This is a genomic window from Streptomyces purpurascens, from assembly GCF_045040895.1.
GTDB lineage: Bacteria > Actinomycetota > Actinomycetes > Streptomycetales > Streptomycetaceae > Streptomyces > Streptomyces purpurascens.
Window position 1 is genome coordinate 6,302,508 of the sequence record NZ_CP108341.1, and the last position, 19,599, is coordinate 6,322,106.

The window sequence follows — 19,599 nt, forward strand, 5'->3', positions numbered from 1 at the left end:
TCCCCCTGTCACAGGTGATCGCTCACAGCGAACGGCGGTCGGGGAACATCCGGCAGCTCCCATGCATTGAGTCGGCATAGCTCAACTTGACTGCCGAAGGGGAGATCATGGCTGCTGAGTCCAAGGCGTTCACACCGCTCACCCTGCCCGTGCTGCCGCTCGACGGCGAGGTCGTGCTGCCCGGGATGGTGGTCCCGCTGGATCTGAGCGACTCCGAGGTCCGTGCCGCGGTGGAGGCCGCTCAGGCCGCTGCCAGGTCAACGCCCGGAAAGCCCCGGGTACTCCTGGTGCCACGGATCGACGGGACCTACGCGAACACCGGTGTCCTCGGCACCGTCGAGCAGGTCGGCCGGCTCGCCGACGGCGACCCGGGCGCGCTGATCCGAGGCCGGGGCCGGGTGCGCATCGGGGCGGGGACCACGGGTCCCGGCGCCGCCCTCTGGGTCGAGGGCACCCGTCTCGACGAGACCGTGCCGGAGCCTCTGCCCGGCCAGGTCACCGAACTGGTCAAGGAATACAAGGCCCTCGCCACCGCATGGCTGCGCAATCGCGGCGCGTGGCAGGTCGTCGACCGGGTCCAGGCCATCGACGACGTCTCGGCGCTCGCCGACAACTCCGGATACTCGCCGTTCCTGACCACCGACCAGAAGATCGAGCTGCTGGAGACCACCGACCCGGTGGCCCGTCTGAAGCTCGCCACCCAGCAGCTGCGCGACCACCTCGCCGAGCAGGACGTGGCCGAGTCCATCGCCAAGGACGTCCAGGAAGGCGTCGACAAGCAGCAGCGCGAGTTCCTGCTGCGGCGTCAGCTGGAAGCCGTCCGCAAGGAGCTGCGCGAGCTGAACGGCGAGCAGGACGGTGAGGAGTCCGACGACTACCGCACCCGCGTGGAGGCCGCCGACCTGCCGGAGAACGTCCGCGAGGCCGCGCTCAAGGAGGTCGACAAGCTGGAGCGGTCCTCCGACCAGTCGCCCGAGGGCTCGTGGATCCGCACCTGGCTCGACACGGTCCTGGAGATGCCGTGGAACGAGCGCACCGAGGACGCGTACGACATCCAGGGCGCCCAGGCCGTCCTCGACGCCGAGCACGCGGGTCTTCAGGACGTGAAGGAGCGGATCACCGAGTACCTCGCGGTGCGCAAGCGGCGTACCGACCGGGGTCTCGGCGTGGTCGGCGGGCGGCGCGGCGGTGCCGTGCTCGCGCTCGTGGGGCCGCCCGGCGTCGGCAAGACCAGCCTCGGCGAGTCCGTCGCCCACGCGATGGGCCGGAAGTTCGTGCGCGTCGCCCTCGGCGGTGTGCGCGACGAGGCCGAGATCCGTGGCCACCGGCGTACGTACGTCGGCGCGCTGCCCGGCCGTGTTGTCCGTGCCATCAAGGAGGCCGGGTCGATGAACCCGGTCGTGCTGCTCGACGAGATCGACAAGGTGGGCTCGGATTTCCGGGGCGACCCGGCCGCCGCCCTCCTCGAAGTCCTCGACCCGGCGCAGAACCACACCTTCCGGGACCACTACCTGGAGGTCGAGCTGGACCTTTCGGACGTGGTCTTCCTGGCCACGGCCAACGTCCTGGAGGCCATCCCGGAGGCGCTGGCCGACCGGATGGAGATCGTCCGCCTGGACGGCTACACCGAGGACGAGAAGGTCGTCATCGCCCGCGACCACCTGCTGCCGCGCCAGCTGGAGCGGGCCGGGCTCGCCGAGGGCGAGGTGACCGTCGACGAGGGCGCGCTGCGCAGGCTCGCCGGTGAGTACACGCGCGAGGCGGGCGTCCGCAATCTGGAGCGGTCCGTCGCGCGGCTGCTGCGCAAGGTCGCCGCCCAGCACGAACTGGGCGAGCGGAAGCTGCCGTACACCGTCACGGACGAGGATCTGCGCGGGCTGATCGGCCGGCCGCACCACGTGCCCGAGTCCGCGCAGGACCCGGCGGAGCGGCGGACCTCGGTGCCGGGCGTGGCGACCGGGCTCGCGGTGACGGGAGCGGGCGGTGACGTGCTGTTCGTGGAGGCGTCGCTCGCCGACCCGGAGACGGGCGCGGCCGGGCTGACCCTGACCGGCCAGCTGGGCGACGTGATGAAGGAGTCCGCGCAGATCGCGCTGAGCTTCCTGCGCTCCCGCGGTGCCGAGCTCGAGCTGCCGGTGGGTGATCTGAAGGACCGGGGCGTGCACATCCACTTCCCGGCGGGCGCGGTCCCCAAGGACGGCCCCAGCGCCGGCATCACGATGACCACGGCCCTCGCGTCCCTGCTGTCCGGCCGGCTGGTCCGCACGGACGTGGCGATGACCGGTGAGGTCTCGCTGACCGGGCGGGTCCTGCCGATCGGCGGCGTGAAGCAGAAGCTGCTGGCCGCGCACCGCGCCGGGGTCACCACCGTGATCATTCCCAAGCGCAACGAACCCGACCTGGACGACGTCCCGGCCGAGGTGCTGGACAGGCTCGACGTCCACGCCGTGACCGATGTCCGCCAGGTCCTGGAGCTGGCGCTCGCCCCCGCGACGAACGGGGCGGCGCCGGAGGTTCCGGTCGCGGCGTGACGGGGCGTGACCGGATAGGGGTAGGCCCGGGCTCTCGTGAGGGAGGCCCGGGCCTTCACCGTGTGGTGGCCCTGTGTACGGGCGAGCCGTGACCTGCGGAATACTTGCCGAACTGCGGCGATGACGGCAGGTGACGGAAAATCTCAGTACGGGGCGACAACCGAGGCAGGGGCTGACGTGCAGGACAACGGGAACGGCGACGGGCCGGGAGGCGAATCCGCCCTGGCCGCGAGCGGTGTGGATCAGCCCGCCTTCCTCGCGCTGGAGCGTGAGCTGACCGTGCTGCTGCGGCGTGCTCGGGCCAACCAGGGCGAGATGGCGCGCGAGGTCCACCCCGACCTGGAGTCGTCCGCGTACGGGCTCCTCGTCCGGCTCGACGAGTGCGGCAGCCAGCGGGCCACCGAGCTCGCCGCCTACATCGGCGTCGGCAAGGCCACGATGTCCCGCCAGCTGCGCGCCCTGGAGGAACTCGGACTGGTCGCGCGCGAACCCGACCCCGCCGACGGCCGCGCCTGGCTCGTCGCCCTCACCCGGGAGGGCCAGGACCGCGTCCGCCGGGTGCGGGAGGCCCGCCGCGCCCGCTACGCCGGCCGCCTGGCCGACTGGGACACCCACGAGGTCACGGAACTGGCCCGACTGCTGCACCAGCTCAACCGCGGCATGGAGAAGTAGCTCCCGGCGCCCAGGCCGGCCATGGCCTAAAACTCGACGAACACCACCGTCGCGTCGTCGTGCGTCTTGCTCCGGCCCAGGAACGTCCTGGCGGTGTCCCCCCGTTCCAGCGCCCGTACGCGATCCACCAGTGCCTGTGGTCCCTCCTTGCGTACGAGGTGGAAGCAGTCCGTCCAGTCGCCCTCCTCGAACCTCTCCACCCAGCGGGTGGCGCCGTCCGTCAGGGCGGTCAGGGCGCGTACCTCGTGGCGCGGCACCGTTCCGGTCACCGCCCGCCGGGCCACCGAGGGGTCGGCTGCCGCGGTGAAGAAGCCGCCCTCCTTGTTGCGGACCGTGGAGTCCACCAGCGCGTCCGTGGCCAGCGCCGAGCGGGGGAGGAGGGAGAGGCGGTCGTCGAGGACGGGCGTCACCACGCCGTCAGGGGACTCCAGGAGCAGGGCGGAGTCCGAGAGCACCAGGTACTCCACCGTGGCCGGGGTCCAGCGGGCCACGACCACCGTGGCCTGCGGTGTCCTGGGGTGAGAAAGGTCACAGGTTGCGGCGTGGGCCTCGGAGGTACGCGCGATGGCGAGGGACAGGGCGTCGACCAGAGGGGCATCCGGGAGTGAAACGGTCAGTTCGGTCAAAGCTCCGCCGAGGCGTGCGGTGAACCAGGGGACGGAATGCAGACAGCCCGTCCCGCCCTTCGGCGGGGTGACCCCGTCCAGGACGACGACCGAACCGCCCTGTCCGGAGGCCGGTAGTCCGACACTGGCGAAGTCCTCGTTGGGGCGGTCGGCGTCTCCCGGCTCCGAGGCGAGTTCAGTGCGCATCCAGCCAGTCTGCACGAGCCCTTCACAAGGGTCGCAAAAGGCTGGCAATGGTTGCGGGATCGGTGCGGCCGCGCAGGTCAGACGCCTGTTTTGGGATGGAATGCTTTGTTCCGGGAAGGCGTGGTGGCGAATATTGCCACCGCCCGCCGTCGGCGTCCAACCGGCGTGCCGCGCAAGGCTGCTGCAAGGGTCAGCGGAACTTGCCCCTCAACTCTCGTCCGGGGTTCACTCCTTCGGGTGGCGGGTCAGGTGATGCGCGTGCGCTGCCCACCGGCGCTGGGAGGGTCGGGAAGTGTACCGGGAGTGCGCGCCAGTTGACGGAACGTCACCCGGGCCCATGGGTTCACGAGTCAGGAATGCGAGCACCGGTGCAGAAGACGCGGCCTCGTCGTACAGGCAAGCAGACGGCCCCCGCTCAGGGCACTGAGCCGACGCCCCCCACCGGCAAGGGCCGTCCCACGCATGTACGCAACCGGCTCATCGTCGCCGTGGCCGTGGTCGCCGCGGCCATCGCCGGAGCCGGCACCCCGTCCGTCCTGGCCGCCTCCGGGCAACTCCACGACTCCCAGGAACTGGTGACGCTCGCGGAGCAGACGCAGGACGCCCTCGGGCTCGCGCACTCCCTCGCCGACGAGCGCGACGACGTCACCTCCTACATAGCGGCCGGCCGTCCCAAGGCCAAGGCGCCCTCCGAGCAGCGCAGCGCCCGCGTGGACCGGCAGGTCGAGGAGTTGCGGGCCGACACCGACACGCCCGCCTCGCTCCGCTCGGACCTCGACGACATCGCGGCCGTCCGCCGGGCGGCGCTCACCGGCAAGAGCAGCGCGCTCGAAGCGCACCAGGCGTACTCCACCTCCATCACCCAACTCCACCGGCTCGCCGAGCGGCTGGCGCAGCAGACGCCGCCCCGCGCGGGCTCCGGCGCCTACGCCCGGGCCGAGCTGGACTCCGCCGTCCAGCAGGCCGCCGCGGCCCGCGGGCTGCTGCTCGCCGCCCTCAGCGTGCCGCGCGGCGAGACGGTCACCGATCCCGTCACCGGTCTGCCGACCGAGACCTCCTCCGACGCCGACGCCCGGCAGCGCGACGCCCTGAGCGCCGCCGCCCAGCAGGCCCGGCTGCGCTCCGACGCGGCGCTGGCCGACTTCCGCGACACCGCCCCCAAGGCGGCCCGCACCTCGTTCGACTCCACGGTCACCGGCACCGAGGTCAACTCCGCCGAGAAGTACCTCGCCGCCCTCACCGACCAGCCGACGATGGCGGGCAGCGAGCTCTCCGTCGACACGAAGCGGCTGGACGCGGCCCTCTCGGCCCGGGTCGACCTGATGCGCGGCGTGGAGTCCGCCCTCTACGACCGGAGCACCAAGGACCTCGAGGCGCTGCGCGACGACGACGTCACCGCGCTGGAGATCCGCATCGCCGTCCTCGGCGCCCTCATGCTGCTCGCCGTCGGCGTCGCCACGGGCATGGCCCGCAGCCTCACCCGGCCCCTGGCGGTCCTGCGGCTGGGGTCGAAACGCCTCGCCGAAGCCGAGGACCCGGTGGCCGAGGAGCCGGTGAAGTTCACCGGCCGCAACGACGAGTTCGCCCAGGTCGTCCGCTCCGTCAACGCCCTGCACGGGCACGCGGCCGCCCTGACCGAGCGGATCGGCACGCTGGAGTCCGACCGCAAGCACCTCGTCGGCCAGCGCCAGAAGATGGCCGACGCACGCGAGGAACTGCGCGGCGAACTCGCCGAGTCCGTCGCCCAGCTGGAGCGGGTGCGCACGGCCATCGGCGGCACGTTCGTCAATCTCGCGCTGCGCACCCTCGGACTGGTCGAGCGGCAACTGGCCGTCATCGAGAACCTGGAGGAGCGCGAGCAGGACCCGGACCGGCTCGCGACCCTGTTCAAGCTCGACCACTTCGCGACGGTCATGCGCCGGCACAGCGAGAACCTCCTGGTCCTCGCCGGCACGGAGCACGTCCAGCACGCCGCCGGGCCCGTGCCGCTCGTGGACATCGTCCGTGCCGCGGTGAGCGAGATCGAGCGGTACGAGCGGGTCCGCATCGCCGCGCTGCCGCCGCATGCGCACATAGCCGGGTTCGCCGCGGACGACCTCTCCCACCTGCTGGCCGAACTCATGGAGAACGCCACGTCGTTCTCCCCGCCCGACCTGCCCGTCGAGGTCTCCGGCTGGCTGCTGGAGAACGGCGAGGTCATGCTCTCCGTCCAGGACGAGGGCATCGGCATGGCCGAGGACCGGCTGGAGCGCCTGAACTCCCGCCTCGCCGACTTCGACCCGGAGGCGCCCTACGACCAGGAGGGTGAGGACGGTCTCGGCCTCGGCCTGTACGTCGTGGCCCGCCTCGCCCACCGTCACGGGGTGCGCGTGCAGTTGCGCGAGCAGAAGCAGGGCGGTGTCGCGGCGGTCGTCGTCCTGCCCCGCACCCTCCTCGCGGCCGCCCCGCACACGGCCGTCCCGGCCTCCGGCCCGCTCTCCGGAACGACCCACACCGTCTCCTTCCCGGGCGCCGACGCCGAGGCCAACTCCAACGTCCTGCACGGCCGCGCGAACGGCGCGGACCCCCTGGTGACGCTGGCGGAGAAGGCCGTACGGCGGGAAGAGACCGCGGGGGTGGCGGAAGGCGCCGCAGAGCATCCGGAACCGGCTGAACCGGCGGCACCGCCGGAGACTCCCGCCGAGACCACGATGGTGCTGGCCCCGGTACCGCAGGCGGAACCGGAGCCGACGCAGCACGAATCCGCGGCCGCCGACGGCGAGTCCGCCCCGCAGGGGCCACCCGCCCACGACCACGAAACCCGCACGGGGGGCGCGGGTGGGAACGCATACGCCGAAGGCGAAGCCGAGGCTGACGTGGAACACGAACGCGTCACCGACAAGGGCCTCCCCAAGCGCACCCCGAAGATCACCGCTCCGGAGACCGCCCCACGCCAGCGCAGCGGCTCCGTGGACGCCGCGGCCCTCCGCCGCCGCCTCGGCGGCTTCCGCCAGGGCGCCCAGGCCGGCTACCGCGAGGTGGAGGCGGAGATCGCCGAGCAGACGGCCTCGCACAAGCGGCCGGTCACCGGCACATCAGGACCAGCTGAATCCGAAGAAGCCACGGGGGGCACAGCCGAGGAGGCAAGCAGTTGACCGCTCCCAGTACCTTCGGACTGATCGGGCTGAGCAGTGAGGCCCGCAACCTGCACTGGCTGCTGACCAACCTCGTCGAGGAGGTACCCGGCATCCTCTCGGTCGCGGTCGTCTCCTCCGACGGACTGCTCCTGCTCTCCTCCGACGACCACCGCAACAAGCAGGCCCGTGAGGCCCTGCAGGCGCGCGGAACCAAGCGGAGCCCGCGCGGCTCCGCCGCCGACCTGGCCACCATCGTCTCCGGCATCGGCAGCCTCACCGTCGGCGCCGCCAAGCTGATGGACTTCGGCGGGGTCAGGCACACGATGGTCGCGATGGACGAGGGCAGCCTGTTCGTGATGTCGATCAGCGACGGCTCGCTGCTCGGCGTCCACGGCTCCGCGGAGTGCGACATGAGCGTGGTGGCGTACCACATGGCCCTGTTCGTCGGCCGCGCCGGCCATGTCCTGACGCCCGAACTCCGCAGCGAGCTCCGTAGTTCCCTGGAGCGGTCCCAGACGACGGGGAGTGCCCGATGAGCAGTACACCGAAGCATCACCTCCCGGTCCGCGGCGGTGGCCGCAAACCCGCCCGGGTCCGCCCCTACTCGCTCACCGGCGGCCGCACCCGGTTCGGCCACGTCCTCCTGGTGGAGACGTTCGTGGCGAGCACGGCCGCGCTGGAGGCCCCGGAGGAGCGCCGGGAACTGACCAACGGCTCCCTCTCCACCCGCGTGATGCCGGAGCTCCAGGCCATCGTCGAACTGTGCCGCCGGATGCGTACGGTGGCCGAGATCGCCGCGCTGCTGAAGATGCCGCTCGGCGTGGTCCGCGTGCTCCTCAGCGACCTCGCGGACCAGGGAAAGATTCGTGTGTACGGAACGGGAACCGGCCACGGCACGGGCCGCCCGGACCGAGCTCTGCTGGAAAGGGTGCTGAGTGGACTCCGTCGTCTCTGACGCCGCTCACGGCGTCTCCGCAACATCCCCGTCCGTTCAGCCCGACGCGAGCATGCACGCCTGGGAGACGGACCGCACCCGCGCCCCCATAGCCACGAAGATCGTGGTGGCGGGTGGCTTCGGCGTGGGCAAGACCACCCTGGTCACCGCCGTCTCGGAGATCACGCCCCTGCAGACCGAGGCGCTGATGACCGAGGCGAGCGAGGCCACCGACGATCTCACCGCCACACCGGGCAAGACCACCACCACCGTGGCCATGGACTTCGGGCGCCTCACGCTCGACGACGACCTGGTGCTCTACCTGTTCGGCACGCCGGGCCAGCAGCGGTTCTGGTTCATGTGGGACGACATCGTGCGCGGCGCGATCGGCGCGGTCGTCATGGCCGACACACGCCGGTTGAAGGACTGCTTCCCGGTACTGGACTACTTCGAGAGCTCCGGGCTGCCGTACGTGGTCGCGGTGAACCACTTCGACGACAGTGAGCTGTTCGAGCCGGAGGATGTGCGGGAGGCCTTGACCATCCCGCGACACATACCTGTCATGATCATGGACGCGCGTCGCCGGATCTCCGTGATCGAGACCCTCCTGGCCCTGGTGGGCCACGCGCTCGACGAAACCCCCGAGTAGAGGACAGCCCCGCATGCGGAAGATACTCGTCGTCGGAGCCGGTCAGTCCGGGCTCCAGATCGCTCTCGGCCTCCAGTCGCAGGGGTACGAGGTCACCCTGATGTCCAACCGGACGGCGGACGAGATCCGCACCGGCCGAGTCATGTCGACGCAGTGCATGTTCCACACGGCACTGCAGCACGAGCGCGATCTCCAGCTGAACTTCTGGGAGTCCCAGGCCCCGAAGATCCAGGGACTCGGCGTCTCGGTCGCCGCCCCCGGCTCCTGGGCCGAGGGTCCCGCGGCGCGTGCGATCGACTGGCTGGGCAGGCTCGACGGGTACGCGCAGTCGATCGACCAGCGCGTGAAGATGGCCGGCTGGATGGAGACGTTCGCGCAGCGCGGCGGGCAACTCGTCATCCACGGCGCGGCCGTCGGCGACCTCGACTACTTCTCCCGCACGTACGACCTGGTGCTGGTCGCGGCCGGCAAGGGCGAGCTGGTGCAGATGTTCGGCCGGGACGCGGAGCGTTCCCCCTACAGCGAGCCGCAGCGCGCGCTGGCCGTGTCGTACGTCCACGGTCTGGGGCCGCGCCCCGAGCACCCGGACACCGAAGCGGTCCGCTGCAACCTCGTGCCGGGCGTCGGTGAACTGTTCGTCATGCCTACGCTGACCACCTCCGGCCGTGCCGACATCCTGTTCTGGGAGGGCATACCCGGCGGCCCGCTCGACGCCTTCAGCGGCGTCAAGGACCCGGCGGAGCACCTCTCCCTGACCCTGGAACTCATGGAGCGGTACGTCCCCTGGGAGTACGCGCGGGCCACCAAGGTCGAGCTGACCGACGCGGGCGGCACGCTGGCCGGCCGTTACGCCCCCACCGTCCGCAACCCCATCGGCCGCCTCCCCGGCGGAGGTCTCGTGCTGGGTGTGGCGGACGTCGTCGTCGCGAACGACCCGATCACCGGGCAGGGCTCCAACTCGGCGTCCAAGTGCGCCGCCGCGTACCTCTCCTCGATCGTCGAGCACGGCGACAAGCCGTTCGACGAGGAGTGGATGCGGTCCGCCTTCGACCGCTACTGGGACACCGCCCAGCACGTCACCAAGTGGACCAACGCGATGCTCGCGCCGCCGCCGGAGCACATCCTGAACCTGATCGGCGCCGCCGGCGAGCTCCAGCCGGCCGCCGACCGCTTCGCCAACGGCTTCAACGACCCGGCGGACTTCGAGAACTTCTTCTACGACCCGGAGAAGACGCAGGCCTACCTGGCCGAGCTGTCCGGGGCTGGCGCGGCGTAGCCGTTGTAGCCCTTGTCCGACCCGTCCGTAACGCCCCTGGGGAGCTTCGGCGGCGCGTACCGCCGCAGGGGCTTCCCGGCCGGGTCCGGGCGTACGGCCCCCAGGAGCGGGTTGGCCGCGATCGGTGACACCTTCACCTTCGCGCCCGGGCGGGGGGCCTGTACGACCATGCCGTCGCCGAGGTACAGCGCCACATGCGTGGCCTCTGGGAAGTACACGACCAGGTCCCCCGGGCGCAGCTCGGCGAGCGGGATCCGCTTCAGCCGCTTCCACTGCTCCTGGCTGGTCCGGGGGATGGGCGCCCCGGCCTCCGCCCAGGCCTGCGAGGTCAGGCCCGAGCAGTCGTAGGACTTCGGGCCCTCCGCACCCCACTCGTACGGCTTGCCGAGCTGCCGGACGACGTAGCGCAGGGCTCGGTCGCCCTCCGCTGATGGTCTGCGGACGCTGCTGAGTGCGCCGGACGCCATGAATGTCCTCTGGGCCTTCGTGATCCCGTTCTCCTCGAACTCGGAGAGGGCGGCGAGCTGGTCGCGGCTGAGGGTGGCGAGCAGGTCCTCGACGGCGTGCAGCCGTTTGACGACCTGGTCTCGTTCCTTCTTCCGCCGCTCGGTGAGGGCGAGCTGCGCGTCGAGCGCCTTGCGGGCCTTGCGGGCCAGCTCGTCGGCCTTCCGCTCGTCGCCGGTCAGCCGGTTGATGGTGTCGGCCCGCTCCCGTGCGATCCGGCCGATCACATGGCGCTGGTCGATCGCGTGCTGGGGATCGCGGGCCAGGAGCAGCCGTAGGTACGGAGAGAGGTCGGAGCTGCTCTGGTACTGCTGCCGGGCCAGACGGCCGACCGCGCTGCGGCTGTCGTGCAGGGAGAGCCGGGCGCGGGCGAGGGCGCGGTTCAGGCGGTCGGTCTCGGTGCGCTGCCTCTTCAGCTTCTCCTCGGTGGCGTTGTAGGCCTCGGTGGCCTGTTCGGCCTTGCGGTAGAGAGTCTGAAGGTCCGTCAGGAGGTAGGCGAGGGAGGCGGGGGGTGGTCCGGGGTCGGGTTCCGGGGCTGCGCTGGAAGGGGTGGGAGCGAGGACGGTCGTCGCTGCCAACGCCGCCGTACAGGCCAGACGCAGAAGGGTTCCTGACATGCCATCACCTCCGATGCGGGGGCGGCCCTTCGGCCACCGGACATCGTGAGGATGAGGGGTGCGGGGGTGGTGTGTGCGGTAAGCCTGCGCGGTTCGGCGCAACAGGGTCACCCGTCGGCGTCGTCCCGCTTGCCGGGCGGCGTGGCGTGTGGCTTCGACCAGGGCCATGTGAGTCGCCGGGGCGGAGCGCCCTCGGGGGCGTACTCGTACTTCCAGCGGTTGGTCAGGCCGACCCTGCCCTGTCCGCGGGGCACGCGGAGGTAGACGAGCACCGTGGGCGGGCCGCCGGCGGGGTCCGGGACGGGGATGCGGTACGTCTTGGGCGGGTGGCCGGTGATGCCGAGCAGGACGGGCAGGACCCTGCCGTCCATGGGGCCGCCCTCGAAGGGGGTGTCTTCGCTCTTCACGGGATCAGTGTCAGACATCCTCGGCGAGGGCCAGGACCAGGGCGTCGGTCTGCGGGTCACGGCGGGCCGTCACCGACAGCATGGCCACGAACTGCTCGACGAGCCAGTCGCGGAGGTCCTCGGCGGGGGGCTGCTTGTCCTCGTCGAGCCAGATGAGCGACGAGGCCTCCACGGCGGTGATCCACATGCGGATGGTCATGCGCAGGCGGGGGCCGGGGGTGGTGACCTCCAGGTGCCTGACGATGTGCTCGGCGGCGGCGCGGCGGACGCCGTCGACGATGGCGGTGGTCCGTGAGGTCTCCACGACGCTGCCACCCTGGAGGAGGGCGCTGAAGCCGGCGTCGTGCTGGTCGACGAAGGCGAGGTAGCGGTCCAGGGCGCGGGACAGGCGGGGGAGGAGGGGGCCCTCGCGGGGTTCGTCGAAGCAGTGCCGGAGCTCGTCGGCGGCGGAGCGGAGGGCGGCCTCGTAGAGCTGCTGCTTGCCGCCGGGGAAGTACCGGTAGACCAGGGGCCGCGACACCCCCGCCGCCTCCGCCACGTCGTCCAGGGAGACGTCCTCCGGGGCGCGGTGCGCGAAGAGCGACAGCGCGGAGGTGAGCAGCTGGCTGCGGCGTTCCTCGACGCTGAGTCGCCGGTAGGCGGGGGTGGGGGCGGATGGTGTCATGACTCGCAGCGTAGTCGGGGGGTCCGGGGGCCTGTGGCGGCCTGTGCGGTCTCGGTGGGGTGCGCGTTGCGCCTGCGCGGTGGTGGTGGGTCGGGGACGTGTCGGGGGGTGTCCGTCCTCGGAACGGCGCGATGGGGTTGCGTACCGACTAACCCTTCGTTGACGCGCCAACCGCTGCGGGCGGGCACCCCCCGACACGTCCCCTTGCGTGAGCCGGCGGGTGCGGGTGCGTCCCGCTAGCGCGCGTCCACGTGCTGGAAGTCGACGTTGGTGAGGCGGGCGGCCTTCGGGGTCAGTTCGGCCAGGCCCTGGCCCTCGAAGGTGTCGGTGATCAGGGCGCCCCTGGTGGCGCCCAGGGCGGACTGCTCGTCATTGGGGACGAGTGCCGCGTTGGAGCGGTAGGACTCCTTCAGCAGGGATTCCTGCTTGTGGGCGAGCGGGAGCAGGGCGACGACGCCGCCGTCGGCTGTCCGCAGGGCGTAGACGCTCGGGTCGGCGGGGGACTTGGCGAAGAACTTCTCGGTGGCCTTGCCCTCGGCCGCGCCCTCGGTGCTGCTTCGCTGATAGGTCTTCCTGGCGTTCTCGACCGGTGCGGTGGAGGTCAGGGCCTTGCCCTTCTTCTTGCCGCCGGTTTCGAGGAAGTCCGCGTAGGCGGCGCCTATGCCGGACGGGGCCAGCCCGCCGATCTTCGTGTCGGGGGCGACGGCCTCGGCGAGACCGTTCTTGTCGAGGGCCGGCTTGGGGATGTCTTCTGCGGCGGCCCACAGGGACAGCACCATCTTGTAGGTTCCGTCCACCTTGTCGAAGACCAGGAGCACTCTTTCGTCGGTGTTCGCGCTGGACTTGGCCTGGACGGCGAACCAGTCGCCCGTGCCCTTCTTCGGGATCACGTAGGTGCGGTCCGTGTAGGAGAAGGGCTTGGCGTAGTCCTTCTGATCCTTCTTCGGCCAGGTGTCGAAGAGGGTGTAGACGGCCTTGTCCATCGCGTAGACCTGGCCGGCCTCGACCGTCGCGAGGAGCCTTTCGTCCTGGGTGGCGTTGGCCTTGTTGTTGACCTTTTCGTAGCGGTCGGCGACCTTCTTGGCGGTCGCCTTGCTGACCACGCCCTGTGGGGCGGGCGCCTTGTCGGTGCCGGCGGACTCGCTGCCGCACGCGGTCAGGGCGAGGGTGGCGGTGGCGCCGACGGCGGCGGTCCGCAGGGCGTGGGGGATGTGGGGGGACATGCGGGAGTGATCTCCTTCGTGGCCACTGACAGTGACGGGGTCACAGAGGACAGTAGCCACCCTGCATGGACATGACCCGGGCGGGGTCTATGCCAGCAGACCGGAGGACTTCCACAGCCGGCGTCCCACTCCGCGCAGCACCCCGATGTCGTCGAGGAAGTCCGTCAGCCGCTTCGAGCCGTTCTGCATGACCTCCCGGCGGTGGCCGCTGGCCTTGACCTGGGCGAGGGCCTCGCGCTTGTCCAGGCCAACGTTCGTGTAGACGTCCGGGTTCACGAACGCCACCGAGAAGACCCGGGCGAACTCGCCGGAGGTGACCCGGGTGAACTCCTGCGACCACTTCGGGGCCGTCACCATCTGGCGGCGGAGTTCCTCGCGGGCGTAGCGCACGTGGCGGGCCTCCTCCACGACGTGGATGCGGGTGACGCCCCTGACCAGGGTCTGGACCCGCTCGTCGGGGAACGTGAGGCGCTGCATCCAGTCGAGGACCTCCTCGCCGAGGAGGGTGGCGGTGAAGGAGCCGGGCGTGGTGGAGATGGTCTTGAACAGGCGGCCCAGGTGCTGGTGCGCGCGGCTGACCGGGTACCAGGGCGTGTCGCCGTGGGAGATCAGGCGGGCGAACATCTTGGAGTGGCGGCACTCGTCCTCGATCTCCGTGAGGGCGTAGCGGACGTGTGCGCTGGTCGCGGCCTTGTCGTAGATGTGGCGGACGAGGAGCTGCATGAGGATGATCTCGAACCAGATGCCCAGGGAGGCGAGGGCCGCCGCCTCGTGCTGGGAGAGCAGGATCCGCTGTTCCTCGCCCATGCGCTTCCAGAGCGGGGTGTCGTAGAGCGAGACCAGCTCCGGGGGCCAGAACCACTTGCCCTCCTCGAAGGGCGCGTCCCAGTCCAGTTCCTTGTCCGGGTCGAAGGAGTGCTTGGCGGAGGAGTCGAGGAGCCGCTGGGCCACCTGCTCCCGGTCCTTGAGCAGGCCGAGGGCATCGCGCAGGCCGTCGAGCGCGTCGGCTTCCGTCAGGGTCGTCATGGCTGCCCACCTCGTTGTGCACACGTCACTGTTTCCCTTATGAGACTGCGTGTCAGCAAGCTCGTCAATCCCCTGTGCGTGATTTGTTGACGCGGCGTCTACCACGTAGGAGCCTGCGGGGCATGCCGACCTTCGACCTGTACGCCGAGGAACCGGAAGAGTCCGTGTGGCAGGTGCCGGCTAGCGGCGCGGCCCGTTTCAACTGGGAGTACGACGCTGGCCGTGACCGCCTTCTGGCCCTCTATCAGAAGGGCAAGGACAAGCAGTGGGACGGGCAGAGGCGGATCGACTGGGAGCTGGAGGTGGATCCGTACGATCCGCTCGGAACCCCGGACGAGGCGATGTCCCTCTACGGGACCAAGTACTGGGCGAAGCTGACGGAGAAGGACAAGGGCGAACTGCGCCTGCACTACGCCTCCTGGCAGTTCAGCCAGTTCCTGCACGGTGAGCAGGGCGCGATGATCTGCGCCGCGCGGATCGTCGAGTCCGTCCCTGATCTGGATGCGAAGTTCTACTCCGCGACCCAGACCATGGACGAGGCCCGGCACGCCGAGATCTACGGCCGGTTCCTGCACGAGAAGGTCGGGCTGCTGTACCCGATCAACGACAATCTCCAGTCCCTGCTGGGGGACACGCTGCGCGACTCGCGCTGGGACATGCCCTACCTGGGCATGCAGGTGCTGATCGAGGGCCTGGCGCTGGCCGCCTTCGGCATGATCAGGGACACGACGGACAAGCCCCTGCCGAAGCAGATCCTCGCGTACGTCATGCAGGACGAGGCCCGGCACGTGGCCTTCGGGCGGATGGCGCTCAGGGACTACTACAAGCAGCTCACCGACGCCGAGCTGAGGGAACGCGAGGAGTTCGTCATCGAGGGCTGCTACCTCATGCGCGACCGGCTGCGGGGCGTGGAGGTGCTGGAGAACTTCGGCATCCCGAAGGCCGAGGCCGAAGCCTGCAGTGAGCAGTCCGAGTTCCTCGCCCTGTTCCGCAAGCTCCTCTTCAGCCGCATCGTCCCCTGCGTCAAGGACATCGGCCTGTGGGGCAAACGCCTCCAGCAGGCCTACGTCGACATGGGCGTCCTGGAACTGGGCGACTCCAGCCTCGACCTGCTGATGGCCCAGGACGAGGAGATCGCCGAGAAGCTCGACGCGGAGCGCTTCGCGGCGGAGGAGCGGGAGCGCGTCGCGGAGGTGGAGGGGGCGATCGAGGCCGGCCGGCGACCCGACGGCTGATCGACCGCCGCTAGACCGAGCAGCCCAGCCCCTCCGGCACCTCGCCCAGCAGCGGTGTCGCCCCCTGGGGCGGGTACGACGTGCGCAGGGTGAAGGCGTACGGGGTCGGGCCGTGGGTGCGGAGGTGGAGCAGGCGGGACTCCGCCTCGGCCACGGTCGGGCGGTGGCCTGCCGGGACCCACCACATCGTCACCATCGCCTCCTGGACCCGCTCGAACCACTCGCGGCGGCGTGCGAGCATCTCCCGGTGCCTGCCCTGGTACATGTACGCCGTGAGCGCGTCCGTGTCCCGCCACACCGACATGTTGATGATCAGCCAGGAGTCACCGAAGACGGGCACGTTCGTCGCGTCGCCTGAGTCGTCCTGCAACCGCCACACGAAACCGTCGGCGCCGTCGGCGTCCGCGTTCACGGGGTCCAGGGCGTCGACGAAGTCCTTCAACTGCGGGGAGTCCAGCGGGGCCTTGAGGCGGGCGATGTTGACCTGGGCGAGTTCGAAGGCGGCGGCAGCAGTCATGACCGAACGGTAGGTCGGGACCCTGATCTCGCGGTAGAGCCGTCTCAGGAACCGGGCAGCCGGTCACGGGACTTCAGTGCGGCCTCCATGACCGCCCGCGCGATCGGCGCCGCGTCGCCGCCCCCGCTGATGTCCCCGCGGTTCGCGTCCGCGTCCTCCACGACGACCGCGACCGCCACCCGAGGCTGCAGATCGCGATCGCCCTGCGCCCAGGAGACGAACCAGGCGTACGGCGTCCCGGAGTTGCCGATGCCGTGCTGGGCGGTGCCGGTCTTGCCGCCGACCTTGGCACCGCGGATCGCGGCGTTGCGTCCGGTGCCGCTCTTGACCACGCCCCGCATCAGCCCGCGCAGCCGGGCGGCGGTCGCGGGGGACATCGCCTGGCGGATCGCGCGCGAGCCGGCGGTCGCGAGGGTGCTGCCGCCCGGCCGGGTCGTGCGCTCCACCAGGTAGGGCTCCCGCATCTGTCCGCCGTTCGCCACGGCCGCCGCCACCATCGCCATCTGCAGCGGGGTGGCGCGGGTGTTGTACTGGCCGATCGACGACAGCGCGAGCTGTGCCTGGTCGAGCGAGGTGTCGAAGGTGGACCGCGCCACCGCGAAGGGGATCCTGAGCGCTGTGTCGTTGAATCCGAAGGCCCGGGCCGCGGCCGTCATGCCCGGAACGCCCACCTCCACGCCGAGCTGGGCGAACACCGTGTTGCAGGAGAAGACGAACGCCTCGCGCACGGAGGCGTCCGCGCAGCCCTTCGAATCGTTCGACAGACGTGTCCTCGTACTGGGCAGCCGGTAGGGGTCGGGGGAGTCGGTCGGCTCGTCGAGGTCCGTGACCAGGCCGGCGTCCAGCGCGGCGGCCAAGGTGACGATCTTGAAGGTCGAACCCGGCGGATACGTCTGCCGTACCGCCCGGTTGAGCATCGGCCGGTCCCGGTCGGCGTTCAGCCGCTTCCAGGCCCGGGCCGCCGTCGCTCCGTTCCCGGACAGCGGCTGGGGGTCGTAGGACGGGGCGGACACCAGGGCCAGGATCCGGCCGGTCGACGGCTCCAGGGCCGCCACCGCGCCCTTGCGGCCGGCGAGTCCCCGGTACGCCGCCCGTTGCGCCGCCGGGGCGAGCGTGGTCACGACGTCCCCGCCGGCGTTGCGCGCACGCGTGAAGTCGTTCCACAGCGGGAACGGCGCGAGCATCGGGTGCGAGCCGGACAGGACGCCGTCCTCGGTGTGCTCCAGGAGCGTCGTCCCGTACAGCTGGGAGGCGAAGCCGGTGACCGGCGCGTACACCGGTCCGTCGGCGTAGGTCCGCTCGTAGCGCAGGTGCTCGCGGGTGTCCTGCGAGCCGGTGACGGGCCGGCCGCCGACCAGGATGTCCCCGCGCGGCCCCTCGTAACGGGCGATCTCCGGGCGGCGGTTGGCGGGGTGGCCGTCGTATGCCGGGGCCTGGACGACCTGGACGCGGGCGGCGTTCAGCAGCAGGGCCACCAGCAGCAGTGCGCAGAAGAGGCCGGCGTGCCGGATGTGCCGCGTCATGGGGTCTCCTGCCCGTCGTGCTGCCGCCGGGCCGAGTCGCTCACCCGGACCAGCAGCGCCACGATCGCCCAGTTGGTGACCACCGACGAGCCGCCCTGCGCCAGGAACGGCATCGCCATGCCGGTCAGCGGGATCAGGCCGGTCACCCCGCCCGCGATCACGAACACCTGGAGCGCCACCAGCGAGGCGAGGCCCACCGCGAGCAGCCGGCCGAAGGGCTCGCGCAGCGCGAGGCCCGCCCGGTAGCCGCGCTCCACCAGCAGGCCGTACAGGACGAAGATGGCCGACAGGCCCGCCAGGCCCAGTTCCTCGCCCGCCGTGGCCAGGATGAAGTCCGATTTCACGGCGAAGCCGATGAGGACCGAGTGGCCGAGACCGAGGCCCGTGCCGAGGAAGCCGCCCTCCGCGAAGGCGAACAGGGACTGGGCGAGCTGGTTCGGGCCCTCACCCGCGTCGACCGAGGCGAACGGGTGAAGCCACGTCTCGATCCTGCTGTGCACATGCGGCTCGAGGCGTCCGACGGCGACCGCGCCCAGCGCCGCCAGCAGCAGCCCCACGGCGATCCAGCCGGTGCGGCCCGTGGCGACGTAGAGGAGGACGACGAACAGGCCGAAGAAGAGCAGCGACGTACCGAGGTCCCGCTCCAGGATCAGCACGCCGACGCTCACCAGCCAGACGGCGACGATCGGGCCGAGCACCCGGCCGGTGGGGAACTGGAACTTCCAGATGCGGCGGCCGGTGTACGCGAGGGCGTTGCGGTTCGCGGCCAGGTACGCGGCGAAGAACACCGCCAGCAGCACCTTCGCGAACTCGCCCGGCTGGATCGAGAACCCGGCGACGCGGATCCAGATGCGGGCCCCGTTCACCGCCGGGAACAGGATCGGCAGGGTGAGCAGGACGAGCACGGCGACGACACAGACGTAGGTGTAGCGCTGGAGCACCCGGTGGTCGCGCAGGAGCAGGACGACCAGGATGAACAGCGTCACGCCCAGCGTCGACCACACCAGTTGGGCCGGTGCCGCCCGGTCGCCCGGGGTCTCCAGGTCGAGCCGGTAGATGAGCACCAGGCCGAGCCCGTTGAGCAGCACGCCGATGGGCAGCAGGAGGGGGTCGGCGTGGGGGGCCCGCAGCCGCACCGCCAAATGCGCCAGCAGCGCGAGCACGCCGAGCCCGGCGCCGTATCCGGCGGCACCGGGCGGGAGGGTGCCGTGCTGGGCGAGGCCCACGTCGCAGTAGCCGTACACGGACAGCAGTACGGCCAGGACGATGAGGGCGAGCTCGATGCCACGGCGGCGGGGGAGGGGGCGGACGGCGGGCGCGGGCGGGTCCGCCGTCGCCACGGTGATTCCGGCCTTGCTCATGTCCGGAACTTACCCAAACGGTGCGTCTTGTGTGTGTTTGGGTGACCGAGTGTCAGCACCAGCGTGGCGCGGGGCCGATGTTGTCGATGAAGCGCGCCGCGCCCCAGGCCCAGGTGCCGTCCGCGAGGAGGTACCAGAGCGGGTTGCCCTGCACGGTCTGGCCGGGGGCCTTGCAGAAGATCTTGACGATGTCGCCCCGGTGGGCGAACCGGATGATCCGCGAGCCGCGGTTCGGGGCGCTGCGCAGCGCCAGCGTGTTCGCCGTGACGATGCCCCGGGAGAAGCGCCGGTGGTCGTCGGGGCGGTGGTGTCCGTCGCCGCCCATCGTGCCGGCGCCCATCGTGGTGTCACCCGTCGTGTCCCACTCGTCGTCCGCGACGGCGGGCGTGACGGCGGCAGCGGCGGCGAGGAGTGCGGCGGCGGTGGCTATGGAGAGGCGGGAGCGCAGAGACATGGGGAGTACCTCCATGTGGGGGCGAGAAGACCGAAGCTGACTAATCGCCACATTAGGAGCGCCCTCCGGGCCCCGCCC

General features: G+C 71.1%; 18 protein-coding genes. 8 read left to right on the forward strand and 10 right to left on the reverse strand.

The features are described from left to right. Positions 1-107: 107 nt before the first annotated feature. Together lon and OHU35_RS28925 are read left to right on the forward strand one after the other, a co-directional pair. Positions 108-2,531, forward strand: a complete 2,424-nt coding sequence (gene lon, locus OHU35_RS28920) for an endopeptidase La (RefSeq protein ID WP_189723187.1) — start codon at positions 108-110, stop codon at positions 2,529-2,531. A 177-nt stretch (positions 2,532-2,708) separates the two neighbouring features. Then, on the forward strand, positions 2,709-3,203 hold the full coding sequence (locus OHU35_RS28925) for a MarR family winged helix-turn-helix transcriptional regulator (RefSeq protein WP_189723188.1): 495 nt from the start codon (positions 2,709-2,711) through the stop codon (positions 3,201-3,203). A gap of 26 nt (positions 3,204-3,229) precedes the next feature. Here the strand turns inward: OHU35_RS28925 and OHU35_RS28930 are convergent, their stop codons facing one another. Beyond that, positions 3,230-4,015, reverse strand: coding sequence for a protein phosphatase 2C domain-containing protein (locus OHU35_RS28930; RefSeq protein WP_189723189.1), 786 nt, complete (start codon positions 4,013-4,015; stop codon positions 3,230-3,232). Positions 4,016-4,371: 356 nt separating this feature from the next. Here OHU35_RS28930 and OHU35_RS28935 point away from each other — a divergent pair, with 356 nt between their 5' ends. Genes OHU35_RS28935 through OHU35_RS28955 form a run of 5 tightly spaced genes read left to right on the forward strand, consistent with a single transcriptional unit; the run spans position 4,372 to position 9,990 of the window. Further along, positions 4,372-7,149: a nitrate- and nitrite sensing domain-containing protein gene (locus OHU35_RS28935; RefSeq protein WP_405507373.1), complete on the forward strand. Its 2,778-nt coding sequence runs from the start codon at positions 4,372-4,374 to the stop codon at positions 7,147-7,149. After that, positions 7,146-7,667, forward strand: coding sequence for a roadblock/LC7 domain-containing protein (locus OHU35_RS28940; protein ID WP_189723191.1), 522 nt, complete (start codon positions 7,146-7,148; stop codon positions 7,665-7,667). The genes OHU35_RS28935 and OHU35_RS28940 overlap by 4 nt, the downstream gene beginning before the upstream one ends. Further along, positions 7,664-8,086, forward strand: coding sequence for a DUF742 domain-containing protein (locus OHU35_RS28945; RefSeq protein ID WP_189723192.1), 423 nt, complete (start codon positions 7,664-7,666; stop codon positions 8,084-8,086). Before OHU35_RS28940 ends, OHU35_RS28945 begins: the two co-directional genes overlap by 4 nt. Then, positions 8,067-8,714 (forward strand): ATP/GTP-binding protein, encoded by a 648-nt coding sequence (locus tag OHU35_RS28950; RefSeq protein WP_189723193.1) that lies wholly within the window; start codon positions 8,067-8,069, stop codon positions 8,712-8,714. Before OHU35_RS28945 ends, OHU35_RS28950 begins: the two co-directional genes overlap by 20 nt. 13 nt (positions 8,715-8,727) lie before the next feature. Next, complete coding sequence (locus OHU35_RS28955; RefSeq protein ID WP_189723194.1) at positions 8,728-9,990, forward strand: styrene monooxygenase/indole monooxygenase family protein; 1,263 nt, start codon at positions 8,728-8,730, stop codon at positions 9,988-9,990. Here the strand turns inward: OHU35_RS28955 and OHU35_RS28960 are convergent. The 5 genes from OHU35_RS28960 to OHU35_RS28980 all read right to left on the reverse strand — a co-directional run bounded on the left by OHU35_RS28960 (position 9,954) and on the right by OHU35_RS28980 (position 14,431). After that, positions 9,954-11,111, reverse strand: coding sequence for an NlpC/P60 family protein (locus OHU35_RS28960; protein WP_405507375.1), 1,158 nt, complete (start codon positions 11,109-11,111; stop codon positions 9,954-9,956). The two genes, OHU35_RS28955 and OHU35_RS28960, sit on opposite strands and share 37 nt — an antisense overlap. Before the next feature lie 107 nt (positions 11,112-11,218). Further along, positions 11,219-11,518 (reverse strand): hypothetical protein, encoded by a 300-nt coding sequence (locus tag OHU35_RS28965; protein WP_359886417.1) that lies wholly within the window; start codon positions 11,516-11,518, stop codon positions 11,219-11,221. A 10-nt stretch (positions 11,519-11,528) separates the two neighbouring features. Beyond that, positions 11,529-12,182, reverse strand: a complete 654-nt coding sequence (locus OHU35_RS28970; RefSeq protein ID WP_189723197.1) for a TetR/AcrR family transcriptional regulator — start codon at positions 12,180-12,182, stop codon at positions 11,529-11,531. A gap of 236 nt (positions 12,183-12,418) precedes the next feature. Next, complete coding sequence (locus OHU35_RS28975) at positions 12,419-13,405, reverse strand: hypothetical protein (protein WP_405507376.1); 987 nt, start codon at positions 13,403-13,405, stop codon at positions 12,419-12,421. An 87-nt stretch (positions 13,406-13,492) separates the two neighbouring features. Continuing rightward, positions 13,493-14,431 carry a diiron oxygenase gene (locus tag OHU35_RS28980; RefSeq protein WP_189723199.1) on the reverse strand — a complete coding sequence of 313 codons (939 nt, stop codon included), beginning with the start codon at positions 14,429-14,431 and terminating at the stop codon, positions 13,493-13,495. 122 nt (positions 14,432-14,553) lie between these two features. Here OHU35_RS28980 and OHU35_RS28985 point away from each other — a divergent pair, with 122 nt between their 5' ends. After that, positions 14,554-15,666 carry a ferritin-like domain-containing protein gene (locus OHU35_RS28985; protein ID WP_405507378.1) on the forward strand — a complete coding sequence of 371 codons (1,113 nt, stop codon included), beginning with the start codon at positions 14,554-14,556 and terminating at the stop codon, positions 15,664-15,666. A 10-nt stretch (positions 15,667-15,676) separates the two neighbouring features. On the opposite strand, the gene OHU35_RS28990 is transcribed toward OHU35_RS28985, so the two are convergent. From OHU35_RS28990 to OHU35_RS29005, 4 genes are read right to left on the reverse strand one after another with little or no spacing between them, the layout of a single operon-like run. Continuing rightward, positions 15,677-16,183 (reverse strand): DUF3291 domain-containing protein, encoded by a 507-nt coding sequence (locus OHU35_RS28990; RefSeq protein WP_359886408.1) that lies wholly within the window; start codon positions 16,181-16,183, stop codon positions 15,677-15,679. Between the two features lie 44 nt (positions 16,184-16,227). Continuing rightward, on the reverse strand, positions 16,228-17,706 hold the full coding sequence (locus tag OHU35_RS28995; RefSeq protein WP_405507380.1) for a penicillin-binding transpeptidase domain-containing protein: 1,479 nt from the start codon (positions 17,704-17,706) through the stop codon (positions 16,228-16,230). Continuing rightward, complete coding sequence (locus OHU35_RS29000; protein ID WP_189723203.1) at positions 17,703-19,067, reverse strand: FtsW/RodA/SpoVE family cell cycle protein; 1,365 nt, start codon at positions 19,065-19,067, stop codon at positions 17,703-17,705. Before OHU35_RS29000 ends, OHU35_RS28995 begins: the two co-directional genes overlap by 4 nt. A gap of 52 nt (positions 19,068-19,119) precedes the next feature. Continuing rightward, entirely contained in the window at positions 19,120-19,521 is a 402-nt protein-coding gene (locus OHU35_RS29005; protein WP_189723204.1) for an SH3 domain-containing protein, read from the reverse strand. Positions 19,522-19,599 lie beyond the last annotated feature (78 nt).